The organism is Vibrio sp. bablab_jr001, from assembly GCF_016464285.1.
In the GTDB taxonomy this organism is placed as follows: domain Bacteria; phylum Pseudomonadota; class Gammaproteobacteria; order Enterobacterales; family Vibrionaceae; genus Vibrio; species Vibrio fluvialis.
This window is the reverse complement of record NZ_JACDWZ010000099.1, coordinates 94,701-111,469: the sequence shown is the minus strand read 5'-3', so window position 1 is coordinate 111,469 and position 16,769 is coordinate 94,701. Positions and strand designations below refer to the sequence as shown.

Sequence of the window (16,769 nt, the reverse complement as noted above, 5' to 3'; positions counted from 1 at the left end):
GCTCAATGAATACTGATAACATTACTATGTAATGTTGAATTGACTGTGCTCGATACCGAAGTATCAAATTGGTCACTCAGTTCATTGATAAATCTTTTGCGATTATCATCAACGAGTGCCCACACAGATTGATAGGTTTAAGTTGTTAAAGAGCTTTTCCGCTATCGACCTTGCTTTCAAAGCACTGTCGCTAGGGGTGCGTATAATACGCTTAAATTTCTGAGAGTCAACAGTTATTTTCAAACTTTCTTAACTCTTCACCGCTAACCACTTTGTGATGTTTGTCTCACTCTGTGTCGGTGAGGCGGCATTATAGGGAGGTCTGGAATTATGACAAGCACTTTTTTCAAATAATTTTTCGTTCGATTAAAAAGCCAGCAAATCGCTGTTTATCGAATAAAATTCCAACATTTGAGGGGGGTCACAGCAATTGGTTGGAAAAAAACCAAGCATATACGTAAGATTCATGTGTCTATTTTGTTAATCGTAGACATGCATCTTATTTTTATCTGATAAGTAGTATTTCAATATGAACTCTAATAAATCGATGTTATGGATTATCGCGCTGGTTATTCTGGGCGCTGTTATTTTCTCTCAGGTATCGACTCATCCTTCGGTGAGTTTTGTTCTTGGTGTAGTGGCTGCAGCTATTATCTTTAAACTTTTTACTTCTACTTCTACTTCTTCACCCAAGGAGTCTCATGACGAGTCTTCGACTGCAACCAAAACACTGTATGTTGGTAACTTACCTTACAAGGCGAATGAATCCCATGTGCGCGATCTGTTCGCAGAATATGGTGATGTGTTTGCTGTTCGCTTAATGAAGGATAAACGTACGGGTAAGCGTCGTGGGTTTGGTTTTGTGGTTATGGCCGCCGGTCATGCACAAGCGGCCATCGATGCTTTAAATGAGCAGGATTATATGCAGCGTACATTAAAGGTACGAATTGCGAATGATCCTAAGCACCCTGAAGAGGGAATGGACGAACAGGACTAAATCCTAGTTGTTCCAGCTTTTCATTCAGTGCGTCTTCCTCCCAGGGAGGCGCACTGGAGAAAATGCTGTGTCGATGTCCTTGTGCACAGCCTGTCTCTAAATGCAGTAAATCTTGTACCCGCCTTGCAATCGCTTCTCCCGAATCCACCAACATGACATCCTTGCCTAATACCGCCTGAATTTCTTCTTTAATAAGAGGAAAATGGGTGCAGCCAAGCACAGCGACATCAACTTGCTGACGAAGCGGACTTAAGATACTTGCCAATTCATCCATATCAACGGCTTTACCACGCAGCTTTTCTTCCGCCATATCGACCAGACGTGTTGAGCCCAGCAGTTCGACATTTTTATCAGAAGAGAAATCGCGGATCAGATCATGCGTATACTGGCGTGTAATTGTTGCAGGAGTGGCGATAAGCCCAACTGCTTTACTGGCTAACATGGAGGCTGGCTTTATCGCCGGCACGACACCAACCACCGGAATAGAGAGTTTCGCCCGCAGACGCGGCAGAACAACCGTGCTGGCAGTATTACAGGCGATCACGACGATATCGAACCCTTGCTCGACCACCAACTGAGTGATCAGCATATCAACGCGCTGCAGTAACGTTTCCTGAGCCAACTCGCCATAAGGATAGGCAGCGTTATCAAACAGGTAGGTGTAACTCACTTGAGGCAGACGCGCCTGTATCTCTCGATAGACAGACAACCCACCCACGCCGGAATCAAAAATAAGCGCTTTATATTGAGGATGTTCAGACACGCAATACCCCGATGGTTAGCATCAGTCGGAAAAGAAAACGCTCTGATCATACTCCCTCTTTGTGAATAGGCAACTACTGCTCAATCTCCTCCAGCGATGCCTGATAACGTTGATGGCAAAACCGCTCGCCACGTTGCACATGCGTCAAAGTAAGCTGAATGGACTGACGGAACCCAGGCGCAAATGTTACTAATGTGTGGAATTCGCCATCTTCACCGCAGGGATCCACATTCTCCGGTAAGCTTTGGATAAACTCAGTGCTGTACCATTGCCCACAATAGGATGCATCCAACGCCTGAGCATCCGTGGTGACCACCAGCGTTACAATTCCACGCGCCACGATTTCCTGAGCCAGCGCAGACGAGTCTTCGCCCAGTAACGGCAACACGCATTCCCAGCCTGCGGGCTCAATGTAGCTTTTGCGATACTCGGCAATGCCGTTACAGAACATGTCACCAAACGCGACGGCTTCCACGCTCAGCCCACTGTGCCTAATCCCGTCAACAATCAGAGATTGATAGACCGAGTTACTGGGAAACACTTCGGGTAATGCAATCTTGACCAAGGGTAACCCGAGTGCCTCGGCCTGCATCTCGACCACATTCAGCGGCGTGGCCTGAAACGGCACTTCATCAGCCACATACGTGGTGAACAACCCCACCACTTCGTAGCGCGGGTCTTCTTGCAACCTCAGCAGTGTCAGCGTCGAGTCTTTGCCGGATGACCAGCTCACAATCACTTTTTTCATCTGTGCCTCTGGATAACAAAAGCCGCCCGAAGGCGGCTTGAGGTTAGAACTGGTAACTCGCGTTCAGGTAGTACGCTCTTTCTGGCGAACGATACCCAACTGCCGTTTCATACTGTTCATTGAATAGGTTTTCAACTCGGGTACGCACAACAAAAGCGTCACTGACCCAGTAACCCAATGACACATCCCATAAATTGGTGGCTGGAATGTAATCCTCATCGGTCGCCTCTGTTTTTGGCAGATCCAGACGTTTACCCGTAAAGGTGTAAGTGGTGTTGACTTCAACGTCGCCAAATTGCGCTGAGGTGATCCACTTATAGTTTTGTTTCGCACGGCGAGCCAATTGAACACCGTTATCATCTTCATGATCTTTAAATTCAGCCACGAGCGTATGGTTAATTGGACCGGTATCGAAGTTAACATCCATCTCCAGCCCTTTAATACGGGCATCAACGTTGTCTGAATACCAACCGCTGCTGCCTTCGTACCAAATAATCAGGTTATCGACTTTGTTATCGTAAGCAGAAATATTCCAACGGGCGAATGAGTAATCACCTGACACACCGACTTCAATGTTGCGTGATTCTTCTGCTTCCAGATCTGGGGTGGTCGTCAGGTCGCTATAGCTCGGCGCTTTATAAGCCGTACCGTACGACGCTCGCACACGGTGATACTCACCAAGCTGATAGCCTGCGGCAACAGACCAGGTCGTATGTTCATCATACTTATCATGCTTGTCATGACGAACATTAGCTTCAAGTACCCAATCGCTGATGGTTAGTTTGCCTGAACCGAAGATGCCTTTCGTGTCACGGCTCTCTCCCGCCAACGAATGAGCATAACCGTAGCTCAGTGCATCATCACCAAGAGATTCACGGCGCCCATCAACACCACCACCCAACTCAACGTACTCATTCAATTGATAGATGTTGGCCCATTGAATCTGGGTCAGATCGATATTGGCACGAGTGCTGGCGTTATCCTTACCTTCACTCTGGCTGTAGTCCAGATTCTCTGTTTGTTGGTAGTTGAGGGTAACGAGGCTCTTTAGCTTCGCGCCTTCATAGTTCAGTTGACCCGTAAAACTCTGGTTATCAGAAAAACCATTGTACACACTGCCTGATGAGTTGTACTCCACATCACTGTCAAACCAGCTGGCCGACACATAACCCAGCCAGTTGTCATTAAAGCGATGCTCGTAACCACCCATCAGATTCTGGCTTTCATAACCGTAATCGACACCCGTCTGTGTGCTTTTGATATCGTAACCGTCGGTTTTCTCAAAACCAGCCGCCAGTTGCAGATGACCTTGCTCATTCACATCCGCCTTAGCAACCACATCGCCTTTACGGGTCTGGTTGCTACCAATGCCAGCCGTCACTTGCTTAAGATTATTGCCACGATGAGAGCGGGTAATAATGTTGATCACACCACCTACTGCATCAGAGCCATACATAGCCGCGCCGGGACCACGGATCACTTCTAAGCGTTCAACCAAACCTAGCGGAAAATGGTTAATCGCTACACCACCGGCTGCAGAGTCAATACGCACACCATCAACCAGCACCAGTACATGATCGCTGTTGGTACCGCGCATAAACACTGACGCGTTGTGACCACGGCCACCATTCTGGGCAATTTCGACACCCGGAACTCGGCGCAGCACTTCCGTGAGCGAGTTAGCTTGATACTGTTCGATTTCCTGACGGCTAATCACCGTAGTTGCAGATAAAACAGAAGCTTGTTTTTGCTCAAAACGGTTCGCAGTCACCACAACGGTTTCGTCTGCGGATGTGTCCTGAGCGAATGAAAAAGAGGCGTAAGGAAGCAGCGACGCCACTGCCACCGCTAGAAGGGATTTATTCATTATATTGTCCTAAATCGCGTTAATCCGACTGAGCATGGCTTCTTGCCGCTTCTTCGCTCAGTTGCTGGCAGGTCTTCGGACTTGAGAGCACTGTCACCTACTAACTCGACTTCCCGCACATTGCAGTGTCACCTGAGTGTTCGTTCTCTCTTACCGCTGCGCGTCAGTTCTGGATTCTCACCAGATTCCCTTTTCAGTCATTTAGCCATCTAGGCAGCTAAATCACACCAGCTTGGCGCTGATAGTATTGAGCAATTAATGAATTGTCTAGCTCAGATTGGCATAAGCTATAGTTTTACAGACGCGATTTTCACCAATTCAGGGACAAAACTGGACAAGCGCGAGGGATTGAATAAAATCTGCGCTCTTTATTTGAATGCACCCAAAAGGTAAAACCATGGCGACTCTCGACGTAAACCCGAACCACTACCAAGCTCAGCTGGACGACAAGGTCACTCGCCTGACCGACATGTTCCAGGCCTATCAGGTACCGGAGCTGGAAGTGTTTGAGTCGCCGCAGCAGCATTACCGTATGCGCGCGGAGTTTCGCGTGTGGCACGAAGGCGAAGACATGTACTACATCATGTTCAACCCGGAAACCCGCGAAAAGTACCGTGTCGATCAGTTTCCGGCCGCAAGCCGTTTGATCAATGATCTGATGCCTCTGCTGATGGATGCCATGAAAGGCGATGACACGCTGCGTCGTAAACTGTTCCAGGTCGATTTCCTTTCGTCGCTGAGCGGTGAAGTACTGGTATCGCTGCTTTACCACCGTCAGTTGGATGACGCGTGGACCGCGGCTGCGAAGAAACTCAAACAGCGCCTGAATGATGAGGGCTTCAACCTCAATCTGATTGGCCGCGCACGTAAAATGAAAATCGTGCTGGATCGCGATTACGTGGTGGAAAAACTGCACGTGAACGGCCAGCCGTACATTTATCAGCAAGTTGAAAACAGCTTTACCCAGCCCAACGGTAAAGTGGCGGAAAAAATGCTGGAATGGGCCGTCGACTGCACCCTGGAAAGTAAAGGTGACTTGCTGGAGCTGTACTGTGGTAACGGCAACTTCTCTCTGGCTCTGGCACAAAACTTTGAGCGTGTACTGGCCACCGAACTGGCCAAGCCTTCTGTAGAATCAGCGCAATACAACATTGCCGCGAACCATATCGACAACGTACAGATCATCCGTATGTCAGCAGAAGAGTTTACTCAGGCAATGGAAGGCAAACGTGAGTTTAACCGCCTGAAAGATGCGGGCGTAGATCTGAAGAGCTACAACTGCAACACTATTTTTGTCGATCCACCGCGCTCAGGTATGGATATCGACACCTGTAAGATGGTGCAAGGTTACGAGCGTATTCTTTACATCTCGTGTAACCCGGAAACACTAAAAGAGAACTTGGATGTCTTGTGCGAAACCCACCATGTGACCCGTTTTGCACTGTTCGACCAATTCCCTTACACCCACCACATGGAAGCAGGTGTGCTGCTGGAACGTAAAGCTTAACCATAAAAAAACGAGCCGATTGGCTCGTTTTTTCTCATTCGTTTGCCTCTCAGGCGGCGCGGCCGATATAACCCAGCTTGCGGCCAATCCACACCAGCAGCAGCAATGCGACCACAATCGCAAAGAAGTTGGAGCCGGAATCCGGATACTGCGCTTTCACAAACGCATTGTGGCCAAACGCGCCGACAAAGAAACACGCTAAGCCAACCAGAGGAATATCCTCTGACACCGGATGACGCAGGTATTCCTGATACAACGCCTGCACCGAGAGCACCAGCGCAATCAGAGGGAAAATAGAAAAAGAGACTTCGCTCATCGTCATCCACGACAACAATGCGTCGCCACACATACCAGCAATCAATGCCAGCACCAGCGTTTTACGTTCTGAACCGTGATTGGTTTTATTGCTTTCCTTCGACATTAATCTATCCCGCCTTTCAGTCGATTACGTTCACGTTCTTTGCGATACCAGAAAGCCCCTTTGGCAATCATTCGCAATTGTAATATCAGACGTTCAGCCAGTTCCTCGCGAGAACGTCTGTCTAAATCCAGAGCTTCTGCTCCCGAGCTGAATACCAGTGTAACTGAGGCCTCCGCCTGCGTTATCGCTTCTTCGCGGTTCATACCCGTATTCACCAGATATTCGGTCAGTTCAGCCGAGAAGTGCTGAATCTCGCGCGCCACTGCGGTACGAAACTCAAACGAAGTACCGGAGCGTTCACGCAGCAGCAAACGAAACACGTTCGGGCTGCTCTCAATAAATTCCATGAAGGTTTCGATCGAGGTACGAATCACGCTGCCCTCTTTGACGATGCGCTGGCGTGCCTGACGCATCAATTGACGCAGCAGCAAGCCACCTTCATCCACCATGGTTAAACCCAACTCATCCATATCTTTGAAATGGCGATAGAACGATGTCGGGGCAATCCCCGCTTCACGGGCCACTTCCCGCAAGCTTAAATTAGAAAAACTGCGATCAGCACTCAGTTGGCTGAAGGCGGCATCAATCAGTGAACGACGCGTTTTCTCTTTTTGTTGTGCACGAATACCCGTAGATTTCATACTGCGTAAGTTCTCTGCCTGTTCCAATAGTGGCCCATACTATAACGCGAATGTGAAACTTGTCTAAGAGACAAAATGCGTCCGTTTGAGCCAGCAGACAATTTATCCTGCCGTGTAGTTCCCTGTTGCTCGCGCGCAGCCACCCGGCCAGCACTAGAGTGAAACACCTAATATTTCTTGCGATGACGTGATCCCCTGCACTCTCTGATGGGAACACGATTTACCGCATCGCGGAATCAGTTAAAATCTCGCTACAGCAATGTTAAGCGAAAATAACAAGGAAATCCTTATGGCACAGAACAACCACTTTGACGTCATCGTAATCGGCAGCGGACCAGGCGGAGAAGGTGCCGCGATGGGGCTCAGCAAAGCGGGATTGAATGTCGCCATTATCGAAAAAGAGAGCAGCGTCGGTGGCGGCTGTACTCACTGGGGTACCATTCCGTCAAAGGCACTGCGTCATGCCGTCAGCCGTATCATCGAGTTCAACAGCAATCCGCTGTTTTGTAAGAACAACACCAGTCTGCATGCCACATTCTCAACCATTCTCGGCCACGCCAAAACCGTCATCGACAAACAAACCCGCCTGCGTCAGGGGTTTTACGACCGCAACCAGTGCTCGCTGATTTTCGGCACCGCACAGTTTGTGGATGCCAACACCGTGGCGGTAACCAAAAGCGACAATACGGTCGATCTCTACACTGCTGATAAGTTTGTGATTGCCACCGGCTCTCGCCCTTACCGTCCGAATGATGTCGACTTCAACCACGCTCGCGTGTACGACAGCGACTCGATTCTTAACCTGAAACACGACCCGCGCCACATCATCATTTACGGAGCAGGCGTGATTGGCTGTGAGTACGCGTCGATTTTCCGTGGCCTGGGCGTGAAGACCGATCTGATCAATACCCGTGACCGCTTGCTGGCGTTTCTGGATAACGAAATCTCCGACGCGCTGTCGTACCATTTCTGGAACAACGGCGTGATCATCCGTAACGACGAAACCTACGAGAAAATTGAAGGCACGGAAGATGGCGTCATTGTGCACCTGAAATCCGGCAAGAAGATGAAAGCCGACTGCCTGCTGTATGCCAACGGCCGAACCGGTAACACCGATAAACTCAATCTGGAAGTGGTTGGCCTGTCACCGGATTCACGCGGTCAGCTCACCGTCAACACGAACTACCAGACCGAGGTTGACCACATTTACGCGGTCGGTGATGTGATTGGTTACCCAAGCCTTGCCAGCGCGGCGTACGATCAGGGCCGTTTTACCGCGCAAGCGATCGCCAAAGGCAACGCGACCAATCAACTGATTGCCGATATTCCAACCGGCATTTACACCATTCCGGAGATCAGCTCGGTTGGTCGTACCGAGCAGGAACTGACTGCGGCGAAAGTGCCGTACGAAGTGGGCCGCTCGTCGTTCAAACATCTGGCGCGCGCGCAGATCTCCGGAAAAGACGTCGGCAGCCTGAAAATCCTGTTCCATCGCGACACCAAAGAGATTCTCGGCATTCACTGTTTTGGTGAACGCGCGGCAGAAATCATTCACATCGGTCAGGCGATCATGGAACAGAAAGGTTCGGCCAATACCATCGAGTACTTCGTAAACACGACCTTCAACTACCCGACGATGGCTGAAGCGTACCGTGTGGCAGCGTTGAATGGTCTTAACCGCCTGTTCTGAAGCTGACACCAAGCAATAAAAAACGCAGCCTTGAGCTGCGTTTTTTATTGGCTGTGATCAGGCGAGAAAAGTCCCCAGCCGCCACTGACGAAGCAACACAATACCCAAACTTAAACCGCGCATTGCCATAAAGCTCAGCATCGCCAGCCACAGGGCATGGTTACCCCAGAAAGCAAAGCCGTAGAACACCACAAAGAAGGTGCAAGCAGCAACGAACATACTGTTACGCATTTCGCGCCCCTTGGTCGCGCCAATGAAAATGCCATCCAACAAAAAGCACCACATAGAAGTCAGCGGCATCGCCACCAGCCAAGGTAGATAAACCTGCGCCGTTTGCTGCACCGCGCTGATATCAGTGATCAGCCGGATCAGCGCCGATCCATACCAGCCAAACGCCAACGTTAACAGCAAGCAGATGACCACACTCCAGAACGCACTGCCAATCATCGCGGCTTTGAGCTGAATTTCACTTTTCGCGCCAATCGCCTTACCCACCATGGCTTCCATCGCGTAGGCGAAACCGTCCATGCCGTAGGAAATCATCATCAGGAAACTCATCAGCACGGCATTGGCCGCCACCGTTTGATCGCCAAACGCCGCGCCCTGAAACGTCATAAAACTAAATGCCGCCTGCAGGCACAGTGACCGCAGAAAGATATCGCGATTGAGACGCACAAAGCGACTCAGCCCCTGAGTGGATTCACGCAGCAGGGCCAGCGGCGATGGCAACTGATGTTGCAGCCAGTAACGCCACACACACCACAGACCAAATCCCATGCCCGAATAATCGGCGATCACCGAGGCTAGCGCCACACCCTGCACTTTCCAGCCGAGGCCGAGCACAAACAGTAAATCGAGAACAATGTTGACCACGTTCGTGATGATCACCATCCACATCGGCGCACGTGAGTTTTGTGTCCCCAGCAGCCAGCCGAGCAGCACAAAGTTAGCCAGCGAAGCCGGCGCGCTCCAGGCACGAATGACAAAATATTGCTGCGCGTAAAGTTTCACCTCGGCACTGGCCGAACTGAAACCGAACACCCCATCGGCGATGAAGCGATGGAGCAGCAAAAACACCGCAGCAAACCCAAGCGCCATCAGCATGCCTTGCAGCCACACGCGCGCCAGCCCGGCGCGGTTATCAGCACCAAACGCCTGCGCAGTCAGTCCAGTCGTCGACATTCGCAGAAAGCCCAGCAACCAGAACGTCACACTGATGACGGTACTACCCAGCGCCACCCCGCCCAGGTACCAAGCGTGTTCAAGGTGACCAATCACTGCGGCATCGACCAGTCCCAACAACGGTATGGTGATGTTCGACAGCACCATCGGAATGGCCAGCCACAGCACCTGCCGATGCATGGCTTTGTTGGAAAGAGTCTGGAAAAGAAATTGCACTGCTTCGCCCTCAGGTCATTGAGAGCAAAGTGTATCGAAGATGAGCTGCAACGGCTATGTTTTGCGCTGCGTGATTACCAGCGGGCGTAAACCACCACGGGCGTATAGCGATGTTTGAGCGTACCGATTTTACTGATCACGCGCTGCCAGAATTTCCAGCGGCCGCAATGGCGATCCAGCGGTGAGTGAGTGCTGACTGAGCGTGCCCATGGCAGACAATCCAACACTGCTTCACCCGCATGAGTAAAACCATGCTGATACTGACCCGATCCCATTTTCTGCCCCAGACGTGTTGCGGTGCGATCGCCCGCCAACACCAAACACGCACTGGCATTGACGAAGTTTAACCCCAACGCGCGAATAAAACGGGACACCTGCGCACGGTCACCATCAAGCAGTGCATGCTCGCAGACAATCAGGATAGGTGCGCACTCCGGAACAGGTAAGCTGTCGAGCCAGGATAAATCGGTCACGCTACCACAGCAGTGCTGGTAACGCTCACTGCTGTGAAACAGCTTCTGACGCCACAACAGGTTTTCCGTAATATCCAATTCCAACCAGTGACAGCGGCCGTTGTCGACGCGATAAAAACGCGTATCCAGCCCCGCGCCCACATTGATAATCCAGCCGTCCGGGTGCGCTTCAAGGAAGCTGCGGACCTGCTGATCACACAGTTGGGTCAGAGTGACGTGCAGAAGTTGTTTTTGATCGATATCGCCAGATAGGCATTCTGGCGCTAGAAGACAACGCTGACAAGCGGTCGCCGCAATCGGGTCATAAACCAAACCGTTATCAACCAAGCTTTCGCGACTACGCAACCACAACGGCTGCATCAAATTCGCAGGTATCGGATAACGTCTTGCTGAGGGGGAACGAGTTGAGCGCATTATCATCTTCCTTACATCGCACAAAGAAGATGATAATGAATATCAATTAGATTGACAAGTTATTGAGAATGGCTCTCAAGAGTATTTTACATCCAGTCGGTATTACGAATGATGCCAACCGCGATGCCTTCGATGGTCAGCTCCTGACAACTCAGGTCGACTTCGATCGGAGCAAACTCTTCGTTTTCCGCATGCAGCAGCACTTTCGCGCCTTTACGCTCCAGGCGTTTTACGGTGACATCGTCTTCAACGCGGGCAACCACAACCTGACCGTTGTGTACATCCTGCGTTTTGTGTACCGCCAGCAGGTCGCCATCCATGATGCCGATATTTTTCATACTCTCACCGTGCACACGCAGCAGAAAATCGGCTTGTGGACGGAACATCGCCGGATCAACCTGATAATGCGCTTCGACATGTTCCTGAGCGAGAATCGGTTCACCCGCAGCCACACGGCCAATCAAAGGCAGGCCTGCGTCATCTGCACTGTCGTTCGCCGCGTCCACCAGAATACGGATACCGCGAGAGGCGCCCGGTACGATTTCAATCACTTGTTTACGTGCCAGAGCTTTCAAATGCTCTTCCGCCGCATTGGCAGAACGGAAACCCAGTTCACGCGCAATTTCAGCACGAGTGGGTGGCATTCCGGTTTCATCGATCTTGCTTCTGATAAGATCGAACACTTCTTGTTGGCGTGGCGTCAACGGCTTCATAAGTCACCTGTCTTTTTATACAGTTGCCTGTGAGTATATCCAGTATTTGGTGAAATGCAAACCAATTGCTCGTTTTTTATATCAACGGGTTAGATAAACAGCGCTTCCACCCAGATGTAGCCACTGATGACCATCGCGATAAAGACCGCCGCTGAGCCCATATCTTTGGCGCGTCCGGCCAGTTCGTGATGTTCCGGGCCGATGCGATCCACCACCGCTTCCACTGCGCTGTTAAGCAGTTCCACCACCATCACCAACAATACGCTGCCAATCATCAGCATGCGTTCCAGTTGGGAGACGTCGAGCCACACCGCCAGCGGGACAAGTACGCAGGCGAGGATGACTTCTTCACGAAAAGCAGCTTCGTTTTTAAACGCCGCACAGAGCCCTTGATATGAGTAGCGCGTAGCCTTGATGACGCGTTTGATTCCTTGAGGATTTTTCTGATGCACGTGTATTTCCCGTTCCAGACATTTCACGCAGAAATGACGTTTTGGTAATCAATAAAATTAAAAGGTTCGACCAGTTTCTGTTATGCTTGCTGCTCAAAAAAAGACACCGATTGAAGTGTATCTCAATTTTCATGCTCTCTGTTTCTTATGAAAATAGACATGCGCTTCAGTTTTTGTATGTATTCTTGAGGCCTTGAACTCTTATGTCTTCCGGACACTCATTTTCGCGTTCCTTATTAAAGTTACCATTGTCTGTGTTGGTAAAAGGAACCGCCATTCCATCCAATCCGATAGATGATCTCGACATCGATATTAACAAGCCGATTGTCTACGCACTACCGTTTCGCTCCAATGTCGATCTGCTGACGCTGCAAACACACGCGCTGCAGGCTGGTCTGCCCGATCCACTTGAGCCGCTGACCATCAACGGCCAGACACTCAAGCGTTACGTGTTTATCTCTTCGCGCCCAACGTTGCTGCAGGATGATAACTATGTTCCAACCGACTCCATCGCAACATTCAGCGAACTGCTGAGCCTGCATCAAACCGATTCAGAGCTGGATGTGCAGGTTATTCCTGCCACCGTGCTGTGGGGACGAAAACCGGGTAAAGAAGGCCGCGAGCGTCCTTATCTGCAGGCACTCAATGGCCCACAAAAAGCCAAAGCGGTGTTTACTGCCGGACGTGATTGCCTGGTGCGTTTCAGCCCGGTGGTCTCGCTGCGCTACATGGCCGACTCACACGGCACAGATGCATCAATTGCCCACAAACTGGCACGCGTGGCGCGGATTCACTTCTCGCGTCAGAAGCTGGCAGCGTCAGGCCCTAACCTGCCGCAACGCTATCAGCTGTTCCAGCGTTTGATGAACTCTCCGGCGATTGAGAAAGCCATCGCGGATGAAGCGGCATCAAAAAACATTTCGCTGGAAAAAGCGCGTAAAGAAGCGCACGACATGCTTGATGAGATTGCGGCCGACTTCTCCTACTCACTGGTGAAAAAAGGCGATCGCATTCTAGGCTGGTTGTGGAACCGTATTTATCAGGGCCTGAACATCAATAACGCCGCGACCGTGCGTCGCCTGGCGCAAGATGGTCACGAGATTGTGTATGTGCCGTGTCACCGCAGTCACATGGACTACCTGCTGCTGTCGTACGTGCTGTATCACGAAGGCATGGTACCGCCGCACATTGCTGCGGGGATTAACCTCAACTTCTTCCCGGCGGGTCCGATTTTCCGTCGTGGTGGTGCGTTCTTTATCCGCCGCAGCTTTAAAGGCAACAAACTGTACTCGACGATTTTCCGTGAATATCTGGCTGAGCTGTTTGCCAAAGGCTATGCGGTTGAATATTTCAGCGAAGGTGGCCGTTCACGTACGGGTCGTCTGCTGCAGGCCAAAACAGGCATGCTGGCGATGACCATTCAGGCTATGCTGCGCGGACTGAATCGCCCGGTCACGCTGGTACCAGTGTACATCGGCTATGAGCACGTGATGGAAGTGGGCACTTACGCCAAAGAGCTGCGCGGCAAACGTAAAGAGAAAGAGAATGCCAGCCTGGTGCTGCGCACCATTCGCAAACTGCGCAACTTCGGCCAGGGTTATGTCAACTTTGGTGAGCCGATTCCACTCAATCAGTTCCTGAATGAGCAAGTGCCAGAGTGGACCCAGGATATCGATCCGATGGGCGCCAGCAAACCACAATGGATGACACCGGTGGTAAACAAGCTCGCGACTAAGATGATGACGCACATTAACGATGCAGCCGCGGCTAACGCAATGACGCTGTGTGCCACAGCGCTACTGGCGTCCCGTCAGCGCGCACTGGCACGTGACAATCTGGTCAAGCAGATCGACTGTTACCTGCAACTGCTGCGCAACGTGCCTTACTCCAGTACATTCACCGTGCCGCAAGATAATGCCGAAAGCTTGGTGCAACACGCGGAGTCGCTGGATAAATTTGTGGTAGAAACCGACACCATGGGCGACATCATTTCGCTCGATCGCAATCAGTCGATTCTGATGACTTACTACCGCAACAACATCATTCACCTATTGGCGCTGCCATCACTGATTGCGCAGATGCTGATCCGCCAGCAACAAATGCCGGTTGAGCAGATTCAGACGTGCGTCGCAAAGGTGTACCCGTTCCTCAAACAGGAGTTGTTCCTCAGCTACGACGAGTCGCAGTTGGATGATGTGGTGATGCACTATCTGGCCGAACTGCAACGTCAGGAGCTGGTGACGTTGGACAACGGCGTTGCCACCATCAACCAGTCCAAAACTCAGGTGTTGATGCTGCTGGGCCGCACAATTTCGGAAACGCTGCAACGTTACGCGATTGCGCTTAACTTGCTGGTTGCCAATCCGGACCTGGGCAAATCGGACCTGGAAAACAAGAGTCAGGAAATTGCGCAGCGTCTGGGCCGCCTGCATGGCATCAACGCGCCGGAATTTTTCGATAAGGGCGTGTTCTCCGCGCTGTTCGTCACGCTTAAACAGCAAGGTTACCTCGACAGCGACGGTAACTGCCATCTGGAACAGACCAAACACTTCTCGCGCATGCTCTATACCATGCTCTATCCGGAAGTGCGTCTGACCATTCAGGAAAGTATCTGTCAGGTTGAATAACTCAGCGTCAGAAACACAAAAGGCATCCCGAGGGATGCCTTTTTCTTGTGCGAGGTTTACAGGAAAGAGATAAACAGGCCCACAGCAATCGCCATACCGACGTAGTTGTTGTTGAGGAAAGCCTGAAAACACGGCATACGTTCGCGATGGCGAATCAAATGCTGCTGATACACAAACAGGCCACTGGCCGCCAGCAATCCCCAGTAGTAGCTGGCGCCCAATTGGTAGCTGTAACCCAACGCAATCAACATGGCGACGGTCAGCAATTGCAACACCCCGATGATCAGCTTGTCAAAGCGGCCGAACAAAATCGCCGTGGACTTCACACCAATCAGCAGGTCATCATCTCGGTCCACCATCGCATATTGAGTGTCATACGCCACCGTCCACAGCACGTTAATGACAAACAGATACCACGCCACCAGCGGCAACTCTCCCGCCTGAGCAGCCCACGCCATCGGAATCGACCAGCTGAATGCCAATCCCAGAAAGAATTGCGGCAGATGAGTATAGCGCTTCATAAACGGATAGATGAATGCCAGTACCAGGCCAGCAAACGACAGTTTGATCGTCAGCGGATTCATGGTCAGAACCAGCAGAAAAGACAGCAACGACAACACCAGAAACAGCGTAAACGCTTCACGCGCCGTGACTTTACCCGCAGGTAACGGACGCTGCGCCGTTCGTTTGACATGGCCATCGACTTTGCGGTCAGCGAAATCGTTGATCACACACCCCGCCGAGCGCATGGCAAACACACCAATCACAAACACGGCCAGTACCTTCAAATCCGGCATGCCGCGCGCAGCTAAAATCAGAGCCCAAATCGTCGGCCACAACAGCAATAGTGAGCCAATCGGACGATCCATGCGCGTTAACTGCCAGTACGCGCGGGCTTTTGCAGCGATCATTTACACTCTCTCCTTAGAGTAAATTGGTGAGTCGGGCAGAAACAGTTCTGCCACCAGCATAGGTTTGTGATTCATCCACAAGCGGGAGCGGCGCGCCAGCAGCGGGCCGTGTGACGTTTGCGCCCAGCCAACCTGCAACGCGTCACGTTTGGCATTGTCGGAGCTGAACACCGTTAAGCCAAGCGGAATCTCACCCTGTTGAGTGAAATCGTGGGGTTGATCCTGCAAGGAGGAACGCGGAATCAGCGTGCTCCCCAATACCCAGGGCACCTCGTCGCCAAGCAGCAAAACCTGGCGCAGCAGGCAATCTTCTTGCGCCAGCAGCGTCATTTCATCCGCCTGCAGTGAACCATGTCCCGTTAACTGATTGTGTAACAGGTTCACGCTGAAATGGTCGCAATGCTGCGCCATCAAATGCGACAATGACCCCTGCTCAAGCAGCCAGGTTCTGGCATTCTCATCAGGATATTGGAAGTTTTCCGGCTGCTGCCACGTGACCTGGCGCAAAGCAGTCAGATAAAGCGAAGTTGTTTGATTCATACTAGTATTCAATATGACGCTTAATCGTCATACAATAAGGCCCAAACAGGGAGGTTTCCCTGACCTTTCGAACCCTATCAAGCATTTTGTTTACAATTAGATGCGCTATTGTAACAAGACTCGGGCGTTTCGAGTATCGTGAACCGAAGAAAGAACAGACAGAAATATGCTTAAACGTTACCTAGTCCAAACAATGCTCGCTGTCAGCCTGCTGATCCCATTCGTTGCCGGCGCCAGCGAAGAAGATGCGCCCAAGCTCGCCTACTTCACACTCGAACCCGATCTGACCACCAACTTTTATACCAAAGGCAAAAAGCTCGGCTACATTCAGGTCCGCATCGATATTATGGTCGCCAACAGTGTCGATCTGCCACTGGTTGAACGTCACCAACCGCTGATCCGCGATGCCGTGGTGGAACTGCTCGGTAAACAGACCGAAGACACCATTAAGTCTCTGGCCGGACGCGAAGACTTACGTAAAACGCTGGTTGAGCAGCTCAACAATATTCTGTTGCCGGAAACCGGCCGTCCGCTCATCGCAGACTTACTGTTTACCAAATACATTTACCAGTAACAGCAAGCACAACGTCATCAATGAAAAAGCGGC

At 51.2% G+C, this 16,769-nt stretch carries 16 protein-coding genes and 1 riboswitch; of the genes, 5 read left to right on the top strand and 11 right to left on the bottom strand.

All coding sequences use genetic code 11. The annotated features are described in order from the left end of the window. The first annotated feature begins 529 nt into the window (after positions 1–529). The gene (locus JIG40_RS18065; RefSeq protein WP_199465781.1) at positions 530–997 is read left to right on the top strand and encodes an RNA-binding protein; all 468 of its coding nucleotides are present in this window, start codon (positions 530–532) and stop codon (positions 995–997) included. On the opposite strand, the gene murI is transcribed toward JIG40_RS18065, so the two are convergent. The 3 genes from murI to JIG40_RS18050 all read right to left on the bottom strand — a co-directional run bounded on the left by murI (position 960) and on the right by JIG40_RS18050 (position 4,375). Beyond that, the gene (gene murI / locus JIG40_RS18060) at positions 960–1,760 is read right to left on the bottom strand and encodes a glutamate racemase (protein ID WP_199465780.1); all 801 of its coding nucleotides are present in this window, start codon (positions 1,758–1,760) and stop codon (positions 960–962) included. The genes JIG40_RS18065 and murI overlap by 38 nt on opposite strands. A gap of 73 nt (positions 1,761–1,833) precedes the next feature. After that, positions 1,834–2,508 carry an adenine nucleotide alpha hydrolase gene (locus tag JIG40_RS18055; protein WP_199465779.1) on the bottom strand — a complete coding sequence of 225 codons (675 nt, stop codon included), beginning with the start codon at positions 2,506–2,508 and terminating at the stop codon, positions 1,834–1,836. Positions 2,509–2,551: 43 nt separating this feature from the next. Further along, the gene (locus tag JIG40_RS18050; protein ID WP_199465778.1) at positions 2,552–4,375 is read right to left on the bottom strand and encodes a TonB-dependent receptor; all 1,824 of its coding nucleotides are present in this window, start codon (positions 4,373–4,375) and stop codon (positions 2,552–2,554) included. A 48-nt stretch (positions 4,376–4,423) separates the two neighbouring features. Beyond that, a riboswitch (cobalamin riboswitch) is annotated at positions 4,424–4,622 on the bottom strand. A 150-nt stretch (positions 4,623–4,772) separates the two neighbouring features. Between JIG40_RS18050 and trmA the strand changes: the two genes are divergently transcribed. Further along, positions 4,773–5,882: a tRNA (uridine(54)-C5)-methyltransferase TrmA gene (trmA, locus tag JIG40_RS18045; protein ID WP_154183893.1), complete on the top strand. Its 1,110-nt coding sequence runs from the start codon at positions 4,773–4,775 to the stop codon at positions 5,880–5,882. Positions 5,883–5,931: 49 nt separating this feature from the next. Here the strand turns inward: trmA and JIG40_RS18040 are convergent, their stop codons facing one another. Together JIG40_RS18040 and fabR are read right to left on the bottom strand one after the other, a co-directional pair. Next, entirely contained in the window at positions 5,932–6,303 is a 372-nt protein-coding gene (locus JIG40_RS18040) for a YijD family membrane protein (protein ID WP_199465777.1), read from the bottom strand. After that, on the bottom strand, positions 6,303–6,944 hold the full coding sequence (gene fabR / locus JIG40_RS18035) for an HTH-type transcriptional repressor FabR (protein WP_020331974.1): 642 nt from the start codon (positions 6,942–6,944) through the stop codon (positions 6,303–6,305). Before fabR ends, JIG40_RS18040 begins: the two co-directional genes overlap by 1 nt. 289 nt (positions 6,945–7,233) lie before the next feature. Between fabR and sthA the strand changes: the two genes are divergently transcribed. Next, a complete protein-coding gene (gene sthA / locus JIG40_RS18030; RefSeq protein ID WP_020331973.1) occupies positions 7,234–8,634 on the top strand; it encodes a Si-specific NAD(P)(+) transhydrogenase in 1,401 nt (466 codons plus the stop codon). A gap of 57 nt (positions 8,635–8,691) precedes the next feature. Here the strand turns inward: sthA and dinF are convergent, their stop codons facing one another. The 4 genes from dinF to JIG40_RS18010 form a co-directional block, all read right to left on the bottom strand. Next, positions 8,692–9,996 (bottom strand): MATE family efflux transporter DinF, encoded by a 1,305-nt coding sequence (gene dinF, locus JIG40_RS18025; RefSeq protein WP_199465782.1) that lies wholly within the window; start codon positions 9,994–9,996, stop codon positions 8,692–8,694. Between the two features lie 110 nt (positions 9,997–10,106). Beyond that, a complete protein-coding gene (locus JIG40_RS18020) occupies positions 10,107–10,919 on the bottom strand; it encodes a class I SAM-dependent methyltransferase (RefSeq protein WP_199465776.1) in 813 nt (270 codons plus the stop codon). Positions 10,920–11,005: 86 nt separating this feature from the next. Further along, positions 11,006–11,632 (bottom strand): transcriptional repressor LexA, encoded by a 627-nt coding sequence (lexA, locus tag JIG40_RS18015; RefSeq protein ID WP_020331968.1) that lies wholly within the window; start codon positions 11,630–11,632, stop codon positions 11,006–11,008. An 89-nt stretch (positions 11,633–11,721) separates the two neighbouring features. Continuing rightward, a complete protein-coding gene (locus JIG40_RS18010; RefSeq protein WP_024373760.1) occupies positions 11,722–12,084 on the bottom strand; it encodes a diacylglycerol kinase in 363 nt (120 codons plus the stop codon). Positions 12,085–12,287: 203 nt separating this feature from the next. Between JIG40_RS18010 and plsB the strand changes: the two genes are divergently transcribed. Further along, positions 12,288–14,711, top strand: a complete 2,424-nt coding sequence (plsB, locus tag JIG40_RS18005) for a glycerol-3-phosphate 1-O-acyltransferase PlsB (RefSeq protein ID WP_020331966.1) — start codon at positions 12,288–12,290, stop codon at positions 14,709–14,711. Positions 14,712–14,767: 56 nt separating this feature from the next. On the opposite strand, the gene ubiA is transcribed toward plsB, so the two are convergent. Both ubiA and JIG40_RS17995 read right to left on the bottom strand, forming a co-directional pair. Next, positions 14,768–15,622, bottom strand: coding sequence for a 4-hydroxybenzoate octaprenyltransferase (gene ubiA / locus JIG40_RS18000; RefSeq protein ID WP_020331965.1), 855 nt, complete (start codon positions 15,620–15,622; stop codon positions 14,768–14,770). Next, positions 15,623–16,162, bottom strand: coding sequence for a chorismate lyase (locus JIG40_RS17995; protein ID WP_024373758.1), 540 nt, complete (start codon positions 16,160–16,162; stop codon positions 15,623–15,625). A 166-nt stretch (positions 16,163–16,328) separates the two neighbouring features. On the opposite strand from JIG40_RS17995, the gene JIG40_RS17990 reads away from it, so the two are divergent. After that, positions 16,329–16,736: a flagellar basal body-associated protein FliL gene (locus tag JIG40_RS17990; RefSeq protein ID WP_020331963.1), complete on the top strand. Its 408-nt coding sequence runs from the start codon at positions 16,329–16,331 to the stop codon at positions 16,734–16,736. Positions 16,737–16,769: the final 33 nt, after the last annotated feature.

Coding starts and splice junctions, on each gene's coding strand:
- JIG40_RS17990 (WP_020331963.1), top strand. CDS start 16,329: ATGCTTAAACGTTACCTAGTCCAAACAATGCTCGCTGTCAGCCTGCTG.
- trmA (WP_154183893.1), top strand. CDS start 4,773: ATGGCGACTCTCGACGTAAACCCGAACCACTACCAAGCTCAGCTGGAC.
- JIG40_RS18020 (WP_199465776.1), bottom strand. CDS start 10,919: ATGCGCTCAACTCGTTCCCCCTCAGCAAGACGTTATCCGATACCTGCG.
- fabR (WP_020331974.1), bottom strand. CDS start 6,944: ATGAAATCTACGGGTATTCGTGCACAACAAAAAGAGAAAACGCGTCGT.
- lexA (WP_020331968.1), bottom strand. CDS start 11,632: ATGAAGCCGTTGACGCCACGCCAACAAGAAGTGTTCGATCTTATCAGA.
- dinF (WP_199465782.1), bottom strand. CDS start 9,996: ATGCATCGGCAGGTGCTGTGGCTGGCCATTCCGATGGTGCTGTCGAAC.
- JIG40_RS18055 (WP_199465779.1), bottom strand. CDS start 2,508: ATGAAAAAAGTGATTGTGAGCTGGTCATCCGGCAAAGACTCGACGCTG.
- JIG40_RS18065 (WP_199465781.1), top strand. CDS start 530: ATGAACTCTAATAAATCGATGTTATGGATTATCGCGCTGGTTATTCTG.
- ubiA (WP_020331965.1), bottom strand. CDS start 15,622: ATGATCGCTGCAAAAGCCCGCGCGTACTGGCAGTTAACGCGCATGGAT.
- JIG40_RS18050 (WP_199465778.1), bottom strand. CDS start 4,375: ATGAATAAATCCCTTCTAGCGGTGGCAGTGGCGTCGCTGCTTCCTTAC.
- JIG40_RS18040 (WP_199465777.1), bottom strand. CDS start 6,303: ATGTCGAAGGAAAGCAATAAAACCAATCACGGTTCAGAACGTAAAACG.
- sthA (WP_020331973.1), top strand. CDS start 7,234: ATGGCACAGAACAACCACTTTGACGTCATCGTAATCGGCAGCGGACCA.
- plsB (WP_020331966.1), top strand. CDS start 12,288: ATGTCTTCCGGACACTCATTTTCGCGTTCCTTATTAAAGTTACCATTG.
- JIG40_RS17995 (WP_024373758.1), bottom strand. CDS start 16,162: ATGAATCAAACAACTTCGCTTTATCTGACTGCTTTGCGCCAGGTCACG.